The organism is Labilithrix luteola (assembly GCF_001263205.1).
GTDB classification, from domain to species: Bacteria; Myxococcota_A; Polyangia; order Polyangiales; family Polyangiaceae; genus Labilithrix; species Labilithrix luteola.
Map to the genome: position 1 here is coordinate 959887 of NZ_CP012333.1, position 15425 is coordinate 975311.

The following is a 15425-nucleotide window of genomic DNA, read 5'->3' on the forward strand; positions in this document are numbered from 1 at the left end:
ACATCGAATGGCCGCCGTTAGTGTTCGCCGCCGCCTCCAGCGAGGCGTTCGCTCGGATGGAGAGTTTCATGAAGCCTACGACTTCGCTTGCGCTCGCCTTGGCGGGAGCGCTCGGCAGTGTGCTCTTTGCATGTGGCAGCGACGGTGGGCCGAGCGGTGGCGCGAGCCCCGACGTGGCGCCTTCACCGAGCACGACGACCACCACGACGGGGCCGGGGAACTCCACGCCGCCCGACGCTGGCCCGCCGTCCCCCAAGCCGGACGCCGGTGACGACGCAGGCACCGACGACAACCGCGCGCGGTGCGGTGCGACCCCCTATACGTGGCTGCCTTCCACCACCATGGGCGACGTGCTGCAGGCCGAGACGAAGGCGCAGCACACCATCATCGAGCTGAACTACGCCCTCTACAAGGCGAGCAGCGCGCTGAAGACGACGCGCCTCGCGAAGCTCGGCACGAAGAGCAAGCTGCTTCGCTACCAGACGCAGGATCGCGGAAAGCCCATCGACGCGACCGCGCTCGTTTCGTACCCGGACGTCTCGGGCAACAAGACGTATCCGATCATGCTCATCCTGCACGGCACGGCAGGCTTCAACGATGCGTGCGCACCGTCGAAGGGCGTGGCCGACGACACGTTCGGCGGCTTCCTCGACGAAGCGGCGGCGCTCATGGCCGTGTTCGCATCGTTCGGGTACATCACCGTCGCGCCCGACTACATCGGCTTGAAGAGCCTCGGCGCACCGACGGGGTTCATGCATCCCTATCTCGTCGCCGAGCCGACCGCGATCGCATCGCTCGATGCCGTGCGCGCAGCGAAGAAGGCCCTCGTGGGCTCGAACGTCACGCCGGGTGACGTCGTCGTGATGGGCGGCTCGCAAGGCGGACACGCCGCGGCGTTCGTCAATCGCTACGCCCCGCACTACGCGCCGGAGTTGACGATCAAAGGCTCCGTCTGGGATGTTCCTCCGACCGACCTCTTGAACGAAGCGCAGGTCGCGCTCGGCTCGTGGGTGAACTCGACGAAGAACATGGTCGCCGTCACCGCGGCGTTCGACTCGTGGTACGCGTCGGCTCCCGGACGCCTCGGCTCGGCGTTCCTCGCGCCGTACGACACCTCGGTTCCGGCCGCTCTCGCGAGCACGTGCTCGTCGAGTCAGGTTCTGTCGGGCGCCACGCGCGAGACGCTGTTCGCACCGAGCTACCTCGCCGCGGGTCAGAAACCGAACTTCGACAACCTCACGCCGTGGGCCTGCTACTTCACGGAGAACAGCCTGCCGACGACCTCGGTGCCCAAGGTCGACTCCATTCCGAGCATGTTCCTCCTCGCCGCGAACGACGAGCTCGTCAGCACGCCCACGGAGCGCGCCGCGTTCCAGAAGCTCTGTTCGCAGGGCCACGTGCTGCAGTACCTGGAATGCGAGGGCGCCGGCCACACGAAGCCGCTCACCTATGCCTTCGACCAGTGGCTGGACTTCCTCGAAGCACGACTCGCGGGCACTCCCCTCACGGACGTGTGCAACGTGAAGCCGGCGGAGAGGTGCACGAGCACACCGAACTGAGCGCCACTCTCGACGGACCTCTCTCTGAGTGTCCACGATCGTCCGCAACCGTCTCGGCGCGACTGGCCATCGCGTCGAGGCTGCGGCTGCGGAGCACGTTGACCGTCTCGCGCGAGCTCTTACGGTCTCGGCATGCGCGCGGCAATTCTCGGAGCGTGCGTGATGACGTTGGCCTTCGTGGGCTGCGCGAGTGCGCCGCTGCCTCCAGGCATGACGGTACGATCACCTGTCGTCTCCACCGAAGATTCGTCGATGGATGTCCTCGCCTCGGTCCCCGTGCCGCCATCGATGCGTGCACTGCTCGTCGCGTATCCCCCAGACCCGTGCGCCAGCACGGCGAGCGTGGTGCTGCTCGATGGTCGCGGACGATTCATCGGCGCCGTCGCACCAGGCACGGCAACCCTTCTTGCCGTGCCCGCACTGACGCGAACGCTGCACGCGATCTCCAGTGACGAGTTGACGGCTCCCGTCGGAAGCTCCGTGGTCCGCGACGTCGTCGTCGTTCCACCTTCGCCATCGGGGCTCCTCGTGTCCGCCACACGCTTCAGTCCGAGCGTGTGCGGCAATGGTCGCCCGCAGCTCGAGAGCGCCACCAAGGAGCAGCTCGAGTGGAAGCTCGTCGACGTGGCGTTCATCGAGCCGCGTCCCGGCGCCGGCGAAGCATGGCTCGCGGCGCATCGCGCGAGGGTCGACGAGATTCTGCACCGGCGCTCCGAGATGGCAGTCGACGTGGCGTGGTCGGGCGGCCCGCTCTGACTCTGACCGGCGCGTACGGTCGCGCTCACGAGAACGTCACCCACACGTCGGCACACGGGCGAGCCCGGGCGCGATGCCCCCCGAAATCGCCCCGGACGAGCTTCGATTCGTCTTGTTGATGTGGATAATCCCGGCCGAAACGGCGTATCTCGCCGCTGCACCGACGCGGTGCGTCTGAGGCAACAGCGTTAGGGATGTCGTTTGGGTGATCGAATCGGCAAAGCGGCGATGAGTGATGTGGGCACGACAGCGGCCGCACTTCCTTCGCTCGCAGCGGCCTCCGGCCAGGAGGAGACCGCCGCCAGTGATCCGCCGGTCTCCGGCCGGGTGCTGACGTCCATGACCGCCCACACGCTCGTGGAGGAGAACGCGGACTTCGTCTACCGAAGCCTCCGTCGTGCAGGCCTGGACGGCACGACCGCGGACGATGCCACACAGCAGGTCTTCGTCATTGCCGCTGGGAAGCTCGACGGCATCGAGCAAGGCAAGGAGAAGGGCTTCCTCTACTCCGCCGCCATGAACGTCGCGGCCCAGCACAGGCGCAAGACCATCCGCCTCGGAGAGGTCGCCTTCGACGACGAGCTCGCCGAGAACCGCCTCCTCGACTCGCACGAGCCGCTGTCGCTCGACGACCTCATCGATCAGCAGCGCGCACGCACCATCCTCGAAGAGATCTTGAGCTCGATGCCCGAGCGACTCCGCGAGGTCTTCGTGCTGTGCGAAATCGAAGAGCTGAGCGCCCCCGAAGTCGCCGCGTGCATCGACATCCCGGTCGGCACCGTGGCCTCGCGCCTTCTGCGCGCACTGGAGGTCTTCGACCAAACGTTGAGCCGGATTCGCGTCCGGCGCGCCGTCCGAAACGGTCAACCATGAACGACGACGCCACCAACGATCGTCGCGTGCTTCTACGACGCGCGCTCGTGAAAGCGGGCCGCGAAGAGCGGGTCTCGTCCGAGCTCCGTTCGCGCTTGCTCGCGACCGCGGCAGTGTCGGCCGCAACGACGGTGTCGACCAGCTCCGCGGCCGAGGTCGCAAGGCCATCGGACAGCCTCGCGCCACCGCCGTCGAGTAGAAGCAGCACGGCCATCCGCGTGAGCGGCACCGCCCCTGCGTGGAAGACGGCGGGCGTCCTCTTCGCCATCGGAGCCGTTGCCGTCTCTGCCATGACGGTCACGCGAACGGAAAGCACGCCCCTCACGCCTCCACAGGCGACGGCAACACCGGTTCCGGAGGCCCCCGCCGACGCGCCCCCTGCCGCCGCCCCGTCCGCCGAGGTCCCCGCCGAAGTCACGACGCTGACGGTCGACCAGCTTCGAAGCGTGTCCTCGGGTGCTCCGTCCATCAAGAAGGTGGACGCTGCGAAAGTAGCCGCCCCCGCTCTCGACGAGCAAACCACGGCCCGACCTGCCAGCACCGCGCGACTCACGGAGGAGATGCAACGCCTCGCGGAGATCCGGTCCGCCGCGAATGGCGCCCGTCCGGGCGAAGCCCTTCGACGACTCGAGGAGTATCGAACGGACTTCCCGAACGGGATGCACGCCGAAGAAGCGGAAGTCTTGAGGATCGAGTCGCTTTCCCGGCTCGGACGCACCTCGGCGGCGGCGGCCCTCGCACGGAAGTTCTTGAACGAACGGCCCAATAGCCCCTACGTCGGTCGTATCCGCGCCACGCTCGCGACGCTTCCCAACAGCGACGATTAGTCGAGTGGCCGTCCGATCGCTTCGGTGACGGGCACGCCTCGTGCGCGTCAAGGCCCAGCGGGCGCGACGCTCGCCGCGTAGGGTGCGTCACTGTCGGAAGTCGTAACGAAGGCCGAGGCCGAACGTGGCCATCACCGCAGGAACCTCGTAGGCAACCTCGTCTCCAAAGACGAAGCGGCCGCGTACGAGGGGAACTTCGAGGCCGACTTCGGCTTCGATCGCAAAGCCCTTGCCGAGCGCGAGCCCGAGGCGGCCTGAAACGCGAGGAGCAATCCAGGCGCGCAGGAACGAGACGCCGTTCGGCCCCTGCTCGGGCGTCGCGGAGAGCATGCCGAGCGCGATGCCGGCACAGGGCGCGAAATCGAAGGCGCCTACGACCGCGCGAGCGGGGCACGCGGAGGGAATGAGGTAGCCCCAGAAGAAGTGTGCACGCGAGCCCTCGATCTCGCGGCTCGCGGCGATTGCCTGGAATGTCAGGCGGAAGCTCGTACGGAGGCCCGTCAGGCGATGGAGATCGACGAAGGCGTCGCCGCCGATCGGCCATAGGTCCGTCGTCGCGAGATCCACCCGGAGGCCGGCGGCATACTCCCACGCGGGCTTCGAAGGAGGTGGCGATGGTTGGGGTTGTGGCGGTGGCGGTGGGACGGAAACGGCCGGCGGTGGTGGCTCGGCGCGAGCGGCCAGTCCTCCTGCGAACGAGGAGACCAGCACTGCTGGGACCGCGAGCGCCACCACGCGTAAGGCGCGCGCGAGCGTGAGGAAGCTTCGATGACTCGGGAGATTCGGCAGACGCGAGTGACGCGAGTGACGAAAGCCGCGCACCGTGCCGGGCATGGACGCAAGCGAGCGTCGCACGACCGGCCCCGCGACGCACGCCCTTCGTGCTCGTGACGGCCTTCCGCCGATGGACGCCACGGGCACGACGCCGTCGGTCGCGACGGGCAAAGCGGACCCTCCGCCGCAGCCCTATCGCCCTCTTCCACCGATCGATCATCCAATCGAAAAGGGCATCGCATTTCGAGGCGCCCTCGGGTCCCTTACGGAAGATGTCCGGTGTGCTACAGCCAACGGGCTTTTCCAGGCCGATCGGCACCTTGGTCGCCCGAACTGACGACGCCCGAAGCGACTGCTCGCGCGCCGCCCGTCACTCAAGCGGGCGACTCGCGACGCTGCCTCGGAAGACCTCAATTGGCAGGGTCACCATGGCGCTCCCCACTCGAAACCTCCTGGCTCTCCTCGCCCCCGCCTTCGTCGTACTCACCGCCGGCGCGGGATGCGGGTCATCCGATTCCGACGGCGGCACCACCCCCGCCCAGAACGAGATCGAGTTCGATCCGTTTCCGACCACGCACATCCTGAAGACCGAGGAGATGACCTCGCTCACGGGAACGCCGGACGACGGGTCCCTCACGTTCACCGCTCCCTCGGCAGCCGTGCAGGCGCTGACCGTGGGCGACGTTCTCGTGACTGGCATTTCGGACGCGACGCCCGGAGGTCTCCTCCGCGTGGTGCTCGCCGTCGATCACGACGCCTCGGGTGCGCTCGTGCTCACGACGGCCGCGGCACCACTGCAGCTCGCGTTCCGCAAGCTCCACGTGCGGAGCGTCGGAGACATCGCGCCGATCGACGCGGCCAACACGTTCAAGCAAACGGACGTGAGCCCCCTCAGCGGAGGCCTTCGTCCTCAGTGGACGCTTGCGTCGGGCACCATCGGCAAGTCGCAGAACTACCAGGTCATCGTCTTCGACGGAGACGGCAACCCCGACACCACCAACGACCAGGTCAAGATCGACGCCACGCTCGGTGGCGGCTTCAAATACGACCTCGCCATCGACGTCGACTGGGGCGCGGTCACGAACCTTCCTCAGGCGGTGAGCGACTGCATCGCGAGCCTGAAGAAGATCGTCACCGGCAAGCTCCCGAGCTGCTCGGTCGAAGACCTGATGCCGGAGCTGAAGCTCACATTCGAGGTCGATCCACGCCTCCAGGCCGACGTGAAGGCGTCGGGCGCCGCGAGCATCGGCTTCGAGAAGAACTTCGACGTGGGGACGATCAACCTCACGCCCTTCGCCATCGGACCGCTCGTCTTCGTCCCGAGCGCAGACATCATCGCGACGGTTGGCGGCAAAGCCTCCGCTGGCTTCTCTGCGGGCGCGCACGCGCACATCGAGATCCAGAGCAAAGCGGTGCTCTCCTCGAAATCGAAGAACTCGAAGCTCGATCCGTTCTCGATCAAAGACGCCGACGCCACCGCGGACACGCCGCAAGTCGACCTCTACGCATCGGCCACGGCGAAGGTCGGCGTGCGCCTGAACCTCGCGCTCTACAGCGTGGCGGGGCCGTATGCGACGGCGAACGCGGTCGCGACGCTCGAAGCGAACCCGCTGCAAAACCCCTGCTGGGATCTGAAGTTCGCGCTCGAGGCCGAGCTCGGCGTTCGCGTGACGAGCCCTCGCCTGCCGATGCTCGGGTACGTCACCTTCGTCGACTGGCGCACGCCCGCATTCCGCCCGTTCGACAAGACCGTGGCGAGCGGCTCCTGCGAGAGCACGCCTGAAGGCGCGAATCCACCCGGCGGCGGCCCCACCGCGAAGATGCTGCAGAGCCCGCCGTTCACGCCGTGGGCCAAGGTCCTCGGCGGCCAGGTGGACGGCACGTCGGTCAAAGACGTCGCCGGATTCACGGGGGCCTTCCCGTTCGTCGTTCCTTCGATCGACGGCCGCTTCGTCGCCGGCGGCGGCGGTGCGCTCGGCCTCTTCAAGGTCGACGACAAGGCCGACGGCAGCCTCACGTGGTCGAAGCAGATCACGCCCGACGTGCCTTACGCGAAGGCGCTTCACCCCGTCGCGTCGGTGCCCAGCGTCGATGCGGGCCTCGTGACGCTGTTCAACCCCAACAACGATGCGGCCTTCGTCATCGCCAAGACGGGGCAATCCGGCGCGCTCGACGTCGTCCGCCAGTTCTCGCTCCCCGACGAATGCGTCGCCATCCCGAGCCTGCTCGCGAACGACCGTTCCGATGGCTACGTCGCGGTCGGCTACTGCCGGAACGCAGGCAGCACGTGGTTCGCCCATCTGAACTCCTCGCTCGACGTGGTGCGCGTCCGCTACCTCGTCGATCCCGATCCCAACCGCATCCACCTCGTGCCGACCGCGCTCGTGCGCGTGGGTGACGACCTCGTGGTGGCGGGTGATTGGGAGCGCCAGGACCAACCCACGGGCGAAGCCCAGCAGATGTTCGTCGTTCGCCTCGACGATCAGGAGAACGTGACCGCGCCCGCCGCGTACGCGTGCCCCGACCGGCTCGCGCTCACTCCGATGGCAGGCGCTCCCTCGGCCGATGGCGCGGTCACCTTCGTCGGCGACGCGGTCGGCAGCGGCTTCGTCGCACGCATCAAGAAGGACAACTCGCTCGGCTTCATCACGTTCCCGCAGAACGGCACGGGCGTCAGCGACTGGTTCGTTCCCAACTCGGTCGCCGAGCTCCCCACGACCGGCCTCGTCGTCGGCTTCAGCTCGGGCAAGCTCGCCGCCGATCCTCCCGTCGTCACGCTCCTCGGCCTCGACGGCCAGGGCAAAACGCAGTGGGGCAACAACTACACGCTGTCAGGTGCCAATGGCCTCCGGGCGTTCGCGTGGCCTTCCCTACGCATCACCGACGACGGCGGCGTGCTCGTCACGGCCTTCGCCGGTCCCGAAGACCCGGCATCGGAAGCCGGCGCGCTCGTCGGCATGAAGGTGTTCGCCAAGGACGGCACACTCGGCAATAGCCCCATCGTGAAGCAGACGCCGTTCACGCCCGACCAAGGCACCTACGCCGTCAAGGCGACGCCCTTCGCGCCCACGACTCAAGACGGCGCCGCGACCGAGAAAGAGTTCGCCTACGTCCACTGACGCAGCGCACACCGCAGGTGGCGGTCATCGGCCAGCTCGACGAGCCGCATCACGGGAACTGCTAACCGCCGCTACAACCTCTGGCGCGAGCAGAAGGCTCACCAGTACGTCGCTGGCCCTGCCCCGGCGCCGCTCTCTCCCCTTGGTCGGAAATCAAGGCCGAGGCACAACGCATCGTGGACACGCTGGCGGCCGCCCCGCCCCCGTCCTCGGGCGACTCCACCCCCGCCCCGAGCCCCTCTTCGCCCGCTCCGCCGAGCCCCTAGGCCCCCCCTCCCCACCCCTGAGGGACCTCGGCATCGATTTTTCCGCGAGATTCCTCAGGATTTCCGGCTTCACGCCGCGGTTGCCGCTGTTTCCCTCGTGCGGTAACTAAGCGGCGCCCCATGGTGTATTCGCACGGAAGTTCGCAGGGAAATTCGGCCGACCACGGAATCAGTCACGTGAACGGCGTGAACGGCGTGAACGGCACGAACGGGCCCGCAACGCCCATTCCCCCGCTCGACATCCGCGCTCAGTTCGAAGGCTCGCGCCTCCTCGTGCTCGGCGGCACCGGATTCTTGGGGAAGATCTTCTGGATCATGATGCTCGCCCGGTATCCGGAGATCGGGCGCATCTACCTCCTCGTCCGAAAGAACAAGACGAAGACGAGCGAGGAGCGCTTCTGGACCGAGGTCGTCACGAACGAGGCGTTCGCGCCTCTCCGCGATCAGCACGGCGAGGGCTTCGACGCCTTCATCAAGAGCAAGGTCGTTCCGATCGACGGTGACGTCGGGCTGCCCCTCTGCGGCATCGACGAGAAGCTCGTCACGGAGCTGAAGGGCACCATCGACGCGGTCGTGAACGTCGCGGGCGTCGTCGACTTCAACCCGCCGCTCGACGAGGCGCTCGACACCAACGCCTTCGGCACGCAGAACCTCGTGGCGCTCGCCAAGGCGCTCGGTGATGCGCCGCTCATGCACACGTCGACCTGCTACGTGGTCGGCAACCGCAAGGGCCTCATCATGGAGGAGCGGCCCGGCGATCAGCATCCCTTCCCGCGCTCCGAGGAGCTCGGTCGCGACCTCTGGGATCCGGAGCGCGAGATCAACGACTGCCTCGACCTCATCGCGCAGGCGAAGAGCCGCGCCGAAGACGCGTTCCGTCAGTCGGTCTTCCTCGAGAAGGCGGAGAAGAACCTCATCGCGCGCGGCGAGCCCACCACGGGCAAGCCCCTCGACGAGGAGCTGAAGAGCGTGAAGCGCAAGTTCGTGTCCGACCGGCTCGTCGAGGCCGGCATGGAGCGCGCCACGCACTGGGGCTGGCCGAACATCTACACGTACACGAAGAGCATCGGCGAGCAGATCATCGCGCGCGCCGGCATCAAGTACACGATCGCGCGCCCGGCCTGCTGCGAGAGCACGATCGAGTTCCCCTTCCCCGGTTGGAACGAGGGCATCGGCACGTCGGCGCCGATCATCTTCCTCGCGATGAAGGGCCACCACCACCTCATCGGCCACCGCGACGTCGTCCTCGACTTCGTCCCGGCCGACATGGTGTGCGTCGGCATGATCATCTCGCTCGCCGAGCTCCTCGAGGGCACGGCCAAGCCCGTCTACCAGTACGGCGCGAGCGACGTGAACCCCGGCACGAGCGCGCGCTTCGGCGAGCTCATCGGCCTCTACAAGCGCAAGTACTACCAGCGCCGCGGCAAGGGGAACCCGTTCATCAACTTCCTCCAGGCCTACTACGAGCCGGCGATCGTCTCGCGCGACCGCTTCGAAAAGATGGGCCCCGCGGCTGTCTCGCGCGCCGCGAAGACGATGGCCAGCATGCTGAAGGGCGCGCCCGGCCCGGCGGCGAAGTTCGGTCGCTCGGCGGCGAAGGCCCTCGAGGGCGTCGCGAAGCAGGAAGACCGCATCGATCACATCCTCACGCTCTTCGCGCCCTTCACCTGGGACCAGAAGGGCCCCTTCTCCTGCGCCAACACGCGATCGGCGTACGAGCGCATGTCGCTCGAAGACCGGCAGAAGCTGCCGTGGTGGCCCGAGAAGATCGACTGGGCCGACTACTGGATGAACCAGCACATGCCGGCCATGGAGAAGCGCGTCATCCCGTGGATGGAAGGGCGCATCAAGAAGGACCTCAAGCCCCTCAAGGCCCACGACACGCTCGCCTCGCTCGTCGATCAGATGGCGGAGCGCCACGAGCACGCGCTCGCGTTCGGTCGCCTCGAAGACGACGGCATCGCGCGCACCACGTATCTCGACGTGCAGAAGCGCGCCGACGCCGTGGCAGCTCGACTTTCTACGCTCGGCGTGAAGAAGGGTGACCGCGTCGTTCTCTCCGGCCACAACCACCCGAACTGGCCCATTGCCTTCTTCGGCATCGTCCGTGCGGGTGCCACTGCCGTGCCCGTCGACCCCGCGATGGAGCCGGCCCAGTTCGCGAACGTCGTGCGCGAGAGCGAAGCGAGCGTCGTCCTCTGGGACGAGAAGGTCGAAGCGGCTTGCCGCGCCGAGCTCGAAAAGGCGCTGCCCGAGCAGAAGCTCGCCCTCCACCAGCTCGACGCCTTCACGCGTCCCTTCGACGACTCCGAGGCCGATCTCGCGCTCTCGTGGGAGCGCCCCGAGGTCGAAGACGACGACGTCGCGAGCCTCATCTTCACGAGCGGCACCACCGGCAAGCCGAAGGGCGTTCGCCTCACGCACGCGAACTTCACGTCGCTCGTCGCCGCGCTCGCACCGCTCTTCCCGCTCACCAGCGGCGACCGCGTCCTCAGCGTTCTGCCGCTGCACCACACGTTCGAGTTCACGTGCGGCATGATCCTGCCGTTCTCGCGCGGCGCCCGCGTCGTCTACCTCGACGAGCTCAAGAGCGAACGCGTCTCCGCCGGCCTCAAGCAAGCGCGCGCCACCGCGATGGTCGGCGTGCCCGCCGTGTGGCAGCTCCTCGAGCGCCGCATCCTCGGCCAGGTGAAAGACAAGGGCCCGGTCGCCGAGAAGATCTTCGAGATCGGTACCGAGCTCAATCGCCGCCTCGGTAAGACCACGGGCATCGACCTCGGCAAGCTGCTCTTCGGGGCCGTGCACGACGGGCTCGGCGGCAACATCAAGTACCTCATCTCGGGCGGCGCCTCGCTCCCGAAGGAGACGCAGAACCTCTTCGCAGGTCTCGGCTTCAAGCTCGCCGAGGGCTACGGCCTGACGGAGGCCGCGCCGGTGCTCACCGTCGCCAAGGCGGGCACCTCGGCCGGGCAGGTCGGAAAGCCGATCCCCGGCGTCGAGATCAAGATCGACTCGCCCGACGAGCACGGTGTCGGCGAAGTCCTCGCCCGCGGCCCGAACGTGATGGCCGGGTATACGGACGAAGAGGCCACCAAGCAGGTCCTCGACGCCGACGGCTACCTCCACACGGGCGACCTCGGAAAGTTCGACCGCAAGGGCCAGCTCGTCCTCGTCGGCCGCGTGAAAGACGTGATCGTCACGGCCACCGGCGAGAACGTGTACCCCGACGATCTCGAGCGCACGCTCGGCAAGATCTCCCACGTCGAGGAGTTCGCCGTCGTGGGCGTCACCGGGCGCAGCGGCGGCGAGCGCGTGGGCCTCATCGCGGTTCCCGAGGCCGACGACTCGATCGATCGCGCGGCCCGCCTCGAGCGCGCGCAGAAGGTCCTTCGCGACGCGATCGGCAAGCTGCCGTACGGCAAGCAGCCCACCATCGTGCACTTGTATGATGCACCCTTGCCGCGCACGGCCACGCGCAAGGTGAAGCGCAACGATGCACGCAAGATCCTCGAGCGCATGATCGCGGCCACCACCCGGCCCGACGAGGCCGAGGCGCCGTCGAGTCCGATCCGCATCGCCATCGCCGCCGTGAAGGGCAAGAAGCCGAGCGAGATCCACGGCGACCTCACCCTCGGCGACGACCTCGGGTTCGACTCGCTCGCTCTGACCGAGCTCCTCGTCGCGCTCGAAACCAAGCATGGCGCCATCGAGCCCACCGCGCTCCAGAACTGCCGCACCGTGGCCGACGTCGAGGCTTTGGTCGGCGCCGAGCGTCCGTCGCTGCGTCCGTCGGAGATTGCCAAGTCGCGCTACAAGATCGAAGGGCGCAACGCGAAGAAAGACGACCTCGCCTTCACGCTTCCCGAGCCCCTTCAGGAGCAGGGCAAGAAGCTCATCGGCAAGGTGCAGGACTTCTTCTACGGCAATATGATGAACTCGCGCATCAGCGGCCGCGCGTTCATCCCGCACAACCGCAACGTCATCGTCGCGGCGAACCATGCGAGCCACCTCGACATGGGCTTCGTGCGCCACGCCCTCGGCACCTACGGCGAAGACATCGTCACGCTCGCCGCGCAGGACTACTTCTTCGAGAAGAACACCATCCAGCGCGCGTTCTTCGAGAACCTCACGAACCTCCGCGCCATCGATCGCAAGAGCGGCCTCCGCGCGAGCGAGCGTCAGGCCGGTGAGATTCTCCAGAAGGGCAAGACCACCCTCATCTTCCCCGAGGGCACGCGCTCGACCGACGGCCAGGTGCACGAGTTCAAGCCGCTGCTCGGCCACCTCGCGCTCACCTATGGCGTCGACATCCTGCCCGTGTACTTGGGCGGTACGCGCGACGCGATGCCGAAGGGAGGTAAGCTCCCCACGAGCCGTGACATCTCCGCGCGCATCGGCCCGCCGATCCGCGTGACCGACATGCGCCGTCTTACCAAGGGCCTCTCCCCGGCCGACGCCTCGCGCGAAGTGGCGAAGCTCGCCCACCGCGCGGTCGTCGCCCTGCAGGAAGGCAAGCTGCTCGACTCGGCCCGCATGACGAGCCTCGCCTCCGAGGAGGCGCCGAAGGAGCACCCGCTCGTCACGCTCTTCGCGGAGCTCGAAGGCAAGTTCCAGCGCGAGGCGGTCGACAAGCCCGTTTCGTTCTACTTCACGCTCGGAAACGACGACCGCGCGAAGTGGACGGTGCACGTGTCGAAGGACAAGTGCGAGGTCAAGCCCGGAAAGCCCGACGGCGGCACGGCGGACTGCGTGCTCAAGACGAGCCCGGAGATCTTCACCAAGATCGTCCGTGACGCCTACACGCCGGGACCGGCCGAGTTCCTCTCGGGAGCCATCAAGTCGAACGACGTGAGCCTGCTCATGACGTTCCAGAAGGTCTTCCAGCTCGGCGGCTGACCCGTCGGGACCTCGAGCACCGACAGTCCGATGCTCTAGGCACATGCTCGATGGGCGAGATGGGCACAGGAAGGGCGCAAGGGCGGAAGAGTCGAGGACAGCACCGAGGAGATCGCTGGCGCACTCATCGAGGCCATCCGGGCCCACTCCCCTGCCCCTTCCGGTCTTCCGCGCTTCCTGTGCCCTCTCCTCTCGATGGTTGGCTCTAGAGGGGGGCTTGGCAACGGGCCCCCACACGGCTACGAATCCAGGCTGTGAGCCGTTATCTCGTCACCGGAGCCACGGGTTTTCTCGGGCGTCATCTCGTTCACGCCCTGAAGGAGCGCGACCATGAGGTGGTCGTCCTCGTGCGCAGGCCTTCGGGGGATTTCCCCGAGGGAGTTGTCGAGGTGGAAGGTGACGTGCTCGATCGGGCGAGCCTCGACCGCGCCTTCGGGTCCTCCAAGGTCGACGGCGTCTTCCACTGCGCGGGCAAGGTCTCTCGCAAGCCGGAAGACGCCGAGGAGCTCCACAAGCTCCACGTGACGGGCACGAAGAACGTGCTCGACGCGGCGATCGCCGCCAACGTCCAGCGCGCCGTCGTCGCCTCGACGAGCGGCACGATCGCCGTGAGCGACGATCCGGATCACGTCTCCACCGAAGAAGACGTTCCGCCGATCGCGCTCCTCAATCGCTGGCCGTACTACCGCTCGAAGCTCTTCGCGGAGAAGGCGGCCCTCGAGCGCCATGGCGCCAAGCTTCCGAACGGCGAGTCGTTCGAGGTCGTGTGCGTGAACCCCACGCTCCTCCTCGGCCCCGGCGACGTGAACGGCTCGTCGACGGAAGACGTTCGCCTCTTCCTCGAGCGCAAGATCCCCGCGGTGCCCCCGGGCGGCCTCTCGTACGTCGACGCGCGTGATGCGGCCGACGCGATGTGCCTCGCCATGCAGCGCGGTGTGTCGGGCCGTCGTTACCTGATCGGCGCCTGCAACATGACGCTGCAGGAGTTCTTCGCGCGCCTCGAGCGCGTGTCCGGCGTGCGCGCGCCGCTCATCCCGATGCCGAAGGCAAAGCCGGCGCGCAGCTTCGCCGTGACGGGCGCATCGATCGTCGAGAAGCTCGGAAACCGCTTCGGCATCCCGATGGGCGTCGATCCGGTGAGCCTCGACATGGCCCAGCACTATTGGTACCTCGACGCGACGCGCGCCGAGACCGAGCTCGGTTGGACGCCGCGCGATCCGGTCGAGACGTTGGCCGACACCGTCAAGGACCTTCAAGACCGCGGCGTCGTCTGGCCGGACTTCGGGGGCAACGACTCCGTTCTCCCTGCCCTTCTCCGCAAGGCAACCGAGGTTGCCACCGAAGCGGCACATCGCGTCCAGAACCTCGGCTCGTCCGAGAAGAATTCGTGAAGCCTCTCCTGATCGTGAACCCGCGCTCCGGCGGCGGGTCCACCGGGCGCGTCTTCGATTCGATGCGCGGAACGATCGAGCGCGCGCTCGGTCCCTTCGACGTGGCCATGACCGAACGTCAGGGCCACGGCATCGAGCTCGCCCGCGAAGGCGCTCTCGCCGGCCACCCGCTGGTGATCGCGGTGGGCGGCGACGGCACGCTGCACGAGGTCGCCAACGGCCTCATGTTCGCCCGCGAGACGAGCGAGATGGCGCGCGACACGCGACTCGCGATGATCGCCCAAGGCACCGGCGGCGACTTCCGCAAGTCGCTCGGCCTCGAGCATCGCCTCGACAAGTACCTCGAGGCCATCGCCAGCGGCCGGGAGCGCACGATCGACGTCGGCCGCTTCCAGGGTGGCGGGAAAGCGCATCACTATTTCGTCAACATCCTCTCCGTCGGCATGGGCGGCCTCGTCGATCGGTACGTCGCCCAGGGCGGCTCGGCGTTCGGCGGCAAGGCGGCGTACTTCGGTGCGTCGGCGCGTGCGCTCATCAATGCCCGCCTCGGCAACGTCGTCGCCAAGGTCACGCGCGACGGCAAGACGGAGGAACGACGCATTCGCTCCTTCATGATCGCCGTGTGCAACGGCCGGTACTTCGGCGGGGGAATGCAGGTTGCCCCTACGGCCGAGCTCGACGACGGACTCTTCGAGGTCGTCGCTCTCGGCGCCACGTCGAAACTTGGATTCGTGCTCAACACGAATCGCATCTACTCCGGCGCCCACATGCGTCAGTCGGACACCGTGCACTTGCGCGGCGAGAAGATCGTGTTCGAGCTCGCCAACCAAGACGCGCGCGAGATGTTCCTCCTCGACGTGGACGGCGAGGCCATGGGCCAGCTTCCGATCACCATCGAGATGCTCCCCAAGGCTCTCACCCTGCGCGCTTGACGATCGTCCGCCTCCTCCTGGACGACGTCCAC

General features: G+C 67.5%; 9 protein-coding genes. 8 read left to right on the forward strand and 1 reads right to left on the reverse strand.

The genetic code is table 11. The features are described from left to right. Window positions 1–68 precede the first annotated feature (68 nt). The 4 genes from AKJ09_RS04390 to AKJ09_RS04405 all read left to right on the forward strand — a co-directional run bounded on the left by AKJ09_RS04390 (window position 69) and on the right by AKJ09_RS04405 (window position 4015). Window positions 69–1559, forward strand: coding sequence for a lipase family protein (locus tag AKJ09_RS04390; protein ID WP_169927246.1), 1491 nt, complete (start codon window positions 69–71; stop codon window positions 1557–1559). Window positions 1560–1691: 132 nt separating this feature from the next. Further along, window positions 1692–2315: a hypothetical protein gene (locus tag AKJ09_RS04395; protein ID WP_146645922.1), complete on the forward strand. Its 624-nt coding sequence runs from the start codon at window positions 1692–1694 to the stop codon at window positions 2313–2315. 201 nt (window positions 2316–2516) lie between these two features. Continuing rightward, window positions 2517–3188, forward strand: a complete 672-nt coding sequence (locus AKJ09_RS04400) for an RNA polymerase sigma factor (RefSeq protein WP_146645923.1) — start codon at window positions 2517–2519, stop codon at window positions 3186–3188. Beyond that, on the forward strand, window positions 3185–4015 hold the full coding sequence (locus tag AKJ09_RS04405) for a tetratricopeptide repeat protein (RefSeq protein WP_146645924.1): 831 nt from the start codon (window positions 3185–3187) through the stop codon (window positions 4013–4015). Before AKJ09_RS04400 ends, AKJ09_RS04405 begins: the two co-directional genes overlap by 4 nt. An 87-nt stretch (window positions 4016–4102) precedes the next feature. Here AKJ09_RS04405 and AKJ09_RS04410 read toward each other — a convergent pair whose 3' ends face one another. Next, window positions 4103–4870, reverse strand: coding sequence for a hypothetical protein (locus tag AKJ09_RS04410; RefSeq protein ID WP_146645925.1), 768 nt, complete (start codon window positions 4868–4870; stop codon window positions 4103–4105). A 347-nt stretch (window positions 4871–5217) separates the two neighbouring features. Between AKJ09_RS04410 and AKJ09_RS04415 the strand changes: the two genes are divergently transcribed. The 4 genes from AKJ09_RS04415 (at window position 5218) to AKJ09_RS04430 (ending at window position 15393) form a co-directional block, all read left to right on the forward strand. Beyond that, the gene (locus tag AKJ09_RS04415; RefSeq protein WP_146645926.1) at window positions 5218–7908 is read left to right on the forward strand and encodes a hypothetical protein; all 2691 of its coding nucleotides are present in this window, start codon (window positions 5218–5220) and stop codon (window positions 7906–7908) included. A gap of 386 nt (window positions 7909–8294) precedes the next feature. Beyond that, complete coding sequence (locus tag AKJ09_RS04420) at window positions 8295–13070, forward strand: AMP-binding protein (protein WP_146645927.1); 4776 nt, start codon at window positions 8295–8297, stop codon at window positions 13068–13070. Window positions 13071–13324: 254 nt separating this feature from the next. Continuing rightward, a complete protein-coding gene (locus AKJ09_RS04425; protein ID WP_146645928.1) occupies window positions 13325–14461 on the forward strand; it encodes an NAD-dependent epimerase/dehydratase family protein in 1137 nt (378 codons plus the stop codon). Further along, the gene (locus tag AKJ09_RS04430; protein WP_169927247.1) at window positions 14458–15393 is read left to right on the forward strand and encodes a diacylglycerol/lipid kinase family protein; all 936 of its coding nucleotides are present in this window, start codon (window positions 14458–14460) and stop codon (window positions 15391–15393) included. The genes AKJ09_RS04425 and AKJ09_RS04430 overlap by 4 nt, the downstream gene beginning before the upstream one ends. The last annotated feature ends 32 nt before the right edge of the window (window positions 15394–15425 follow it).

Bases quoted from the DNA above. Each gene is read 5' to 3' on its own strand.
- AKJ09_RS04405 (WP_146645924.1), top strand. From the start codon at position 3,185: ATGAACGACGACGCCACCAACGATCGTCGCGTGCTTCTACGACGCGCG.
- AKJ09_RS04420 (WP_146645927.1), top strand. From the start codon at position 8,295: ATGGTGTATTCGCACGGAAGTTCGCAGGGAAATTCGGCCGACCACGGA.
- AKJ09_RS04415 (WP_146645926.1), top strand. From the start codon at position 5,218: ATGGCGCTCCCCACTCGAAACCTCCTGGCTCTCCTCGCCCCCGCCTTC.
- AKJ09_RS04395 (WP_146645922.1), top strand. From the start codon at position 1,692: ATGCGCGCGGCAATTCTCGGAGCGTGCGTGATGACGTTGGCCTTCGTG.
- AKJ09_RS04390 (WP_169927246.1), top strand. From the start codon at position 69: ATGAAGCCTACGACTTCGCTTGCGCTCGCCTTGGCGGGAGCGCTCGGC.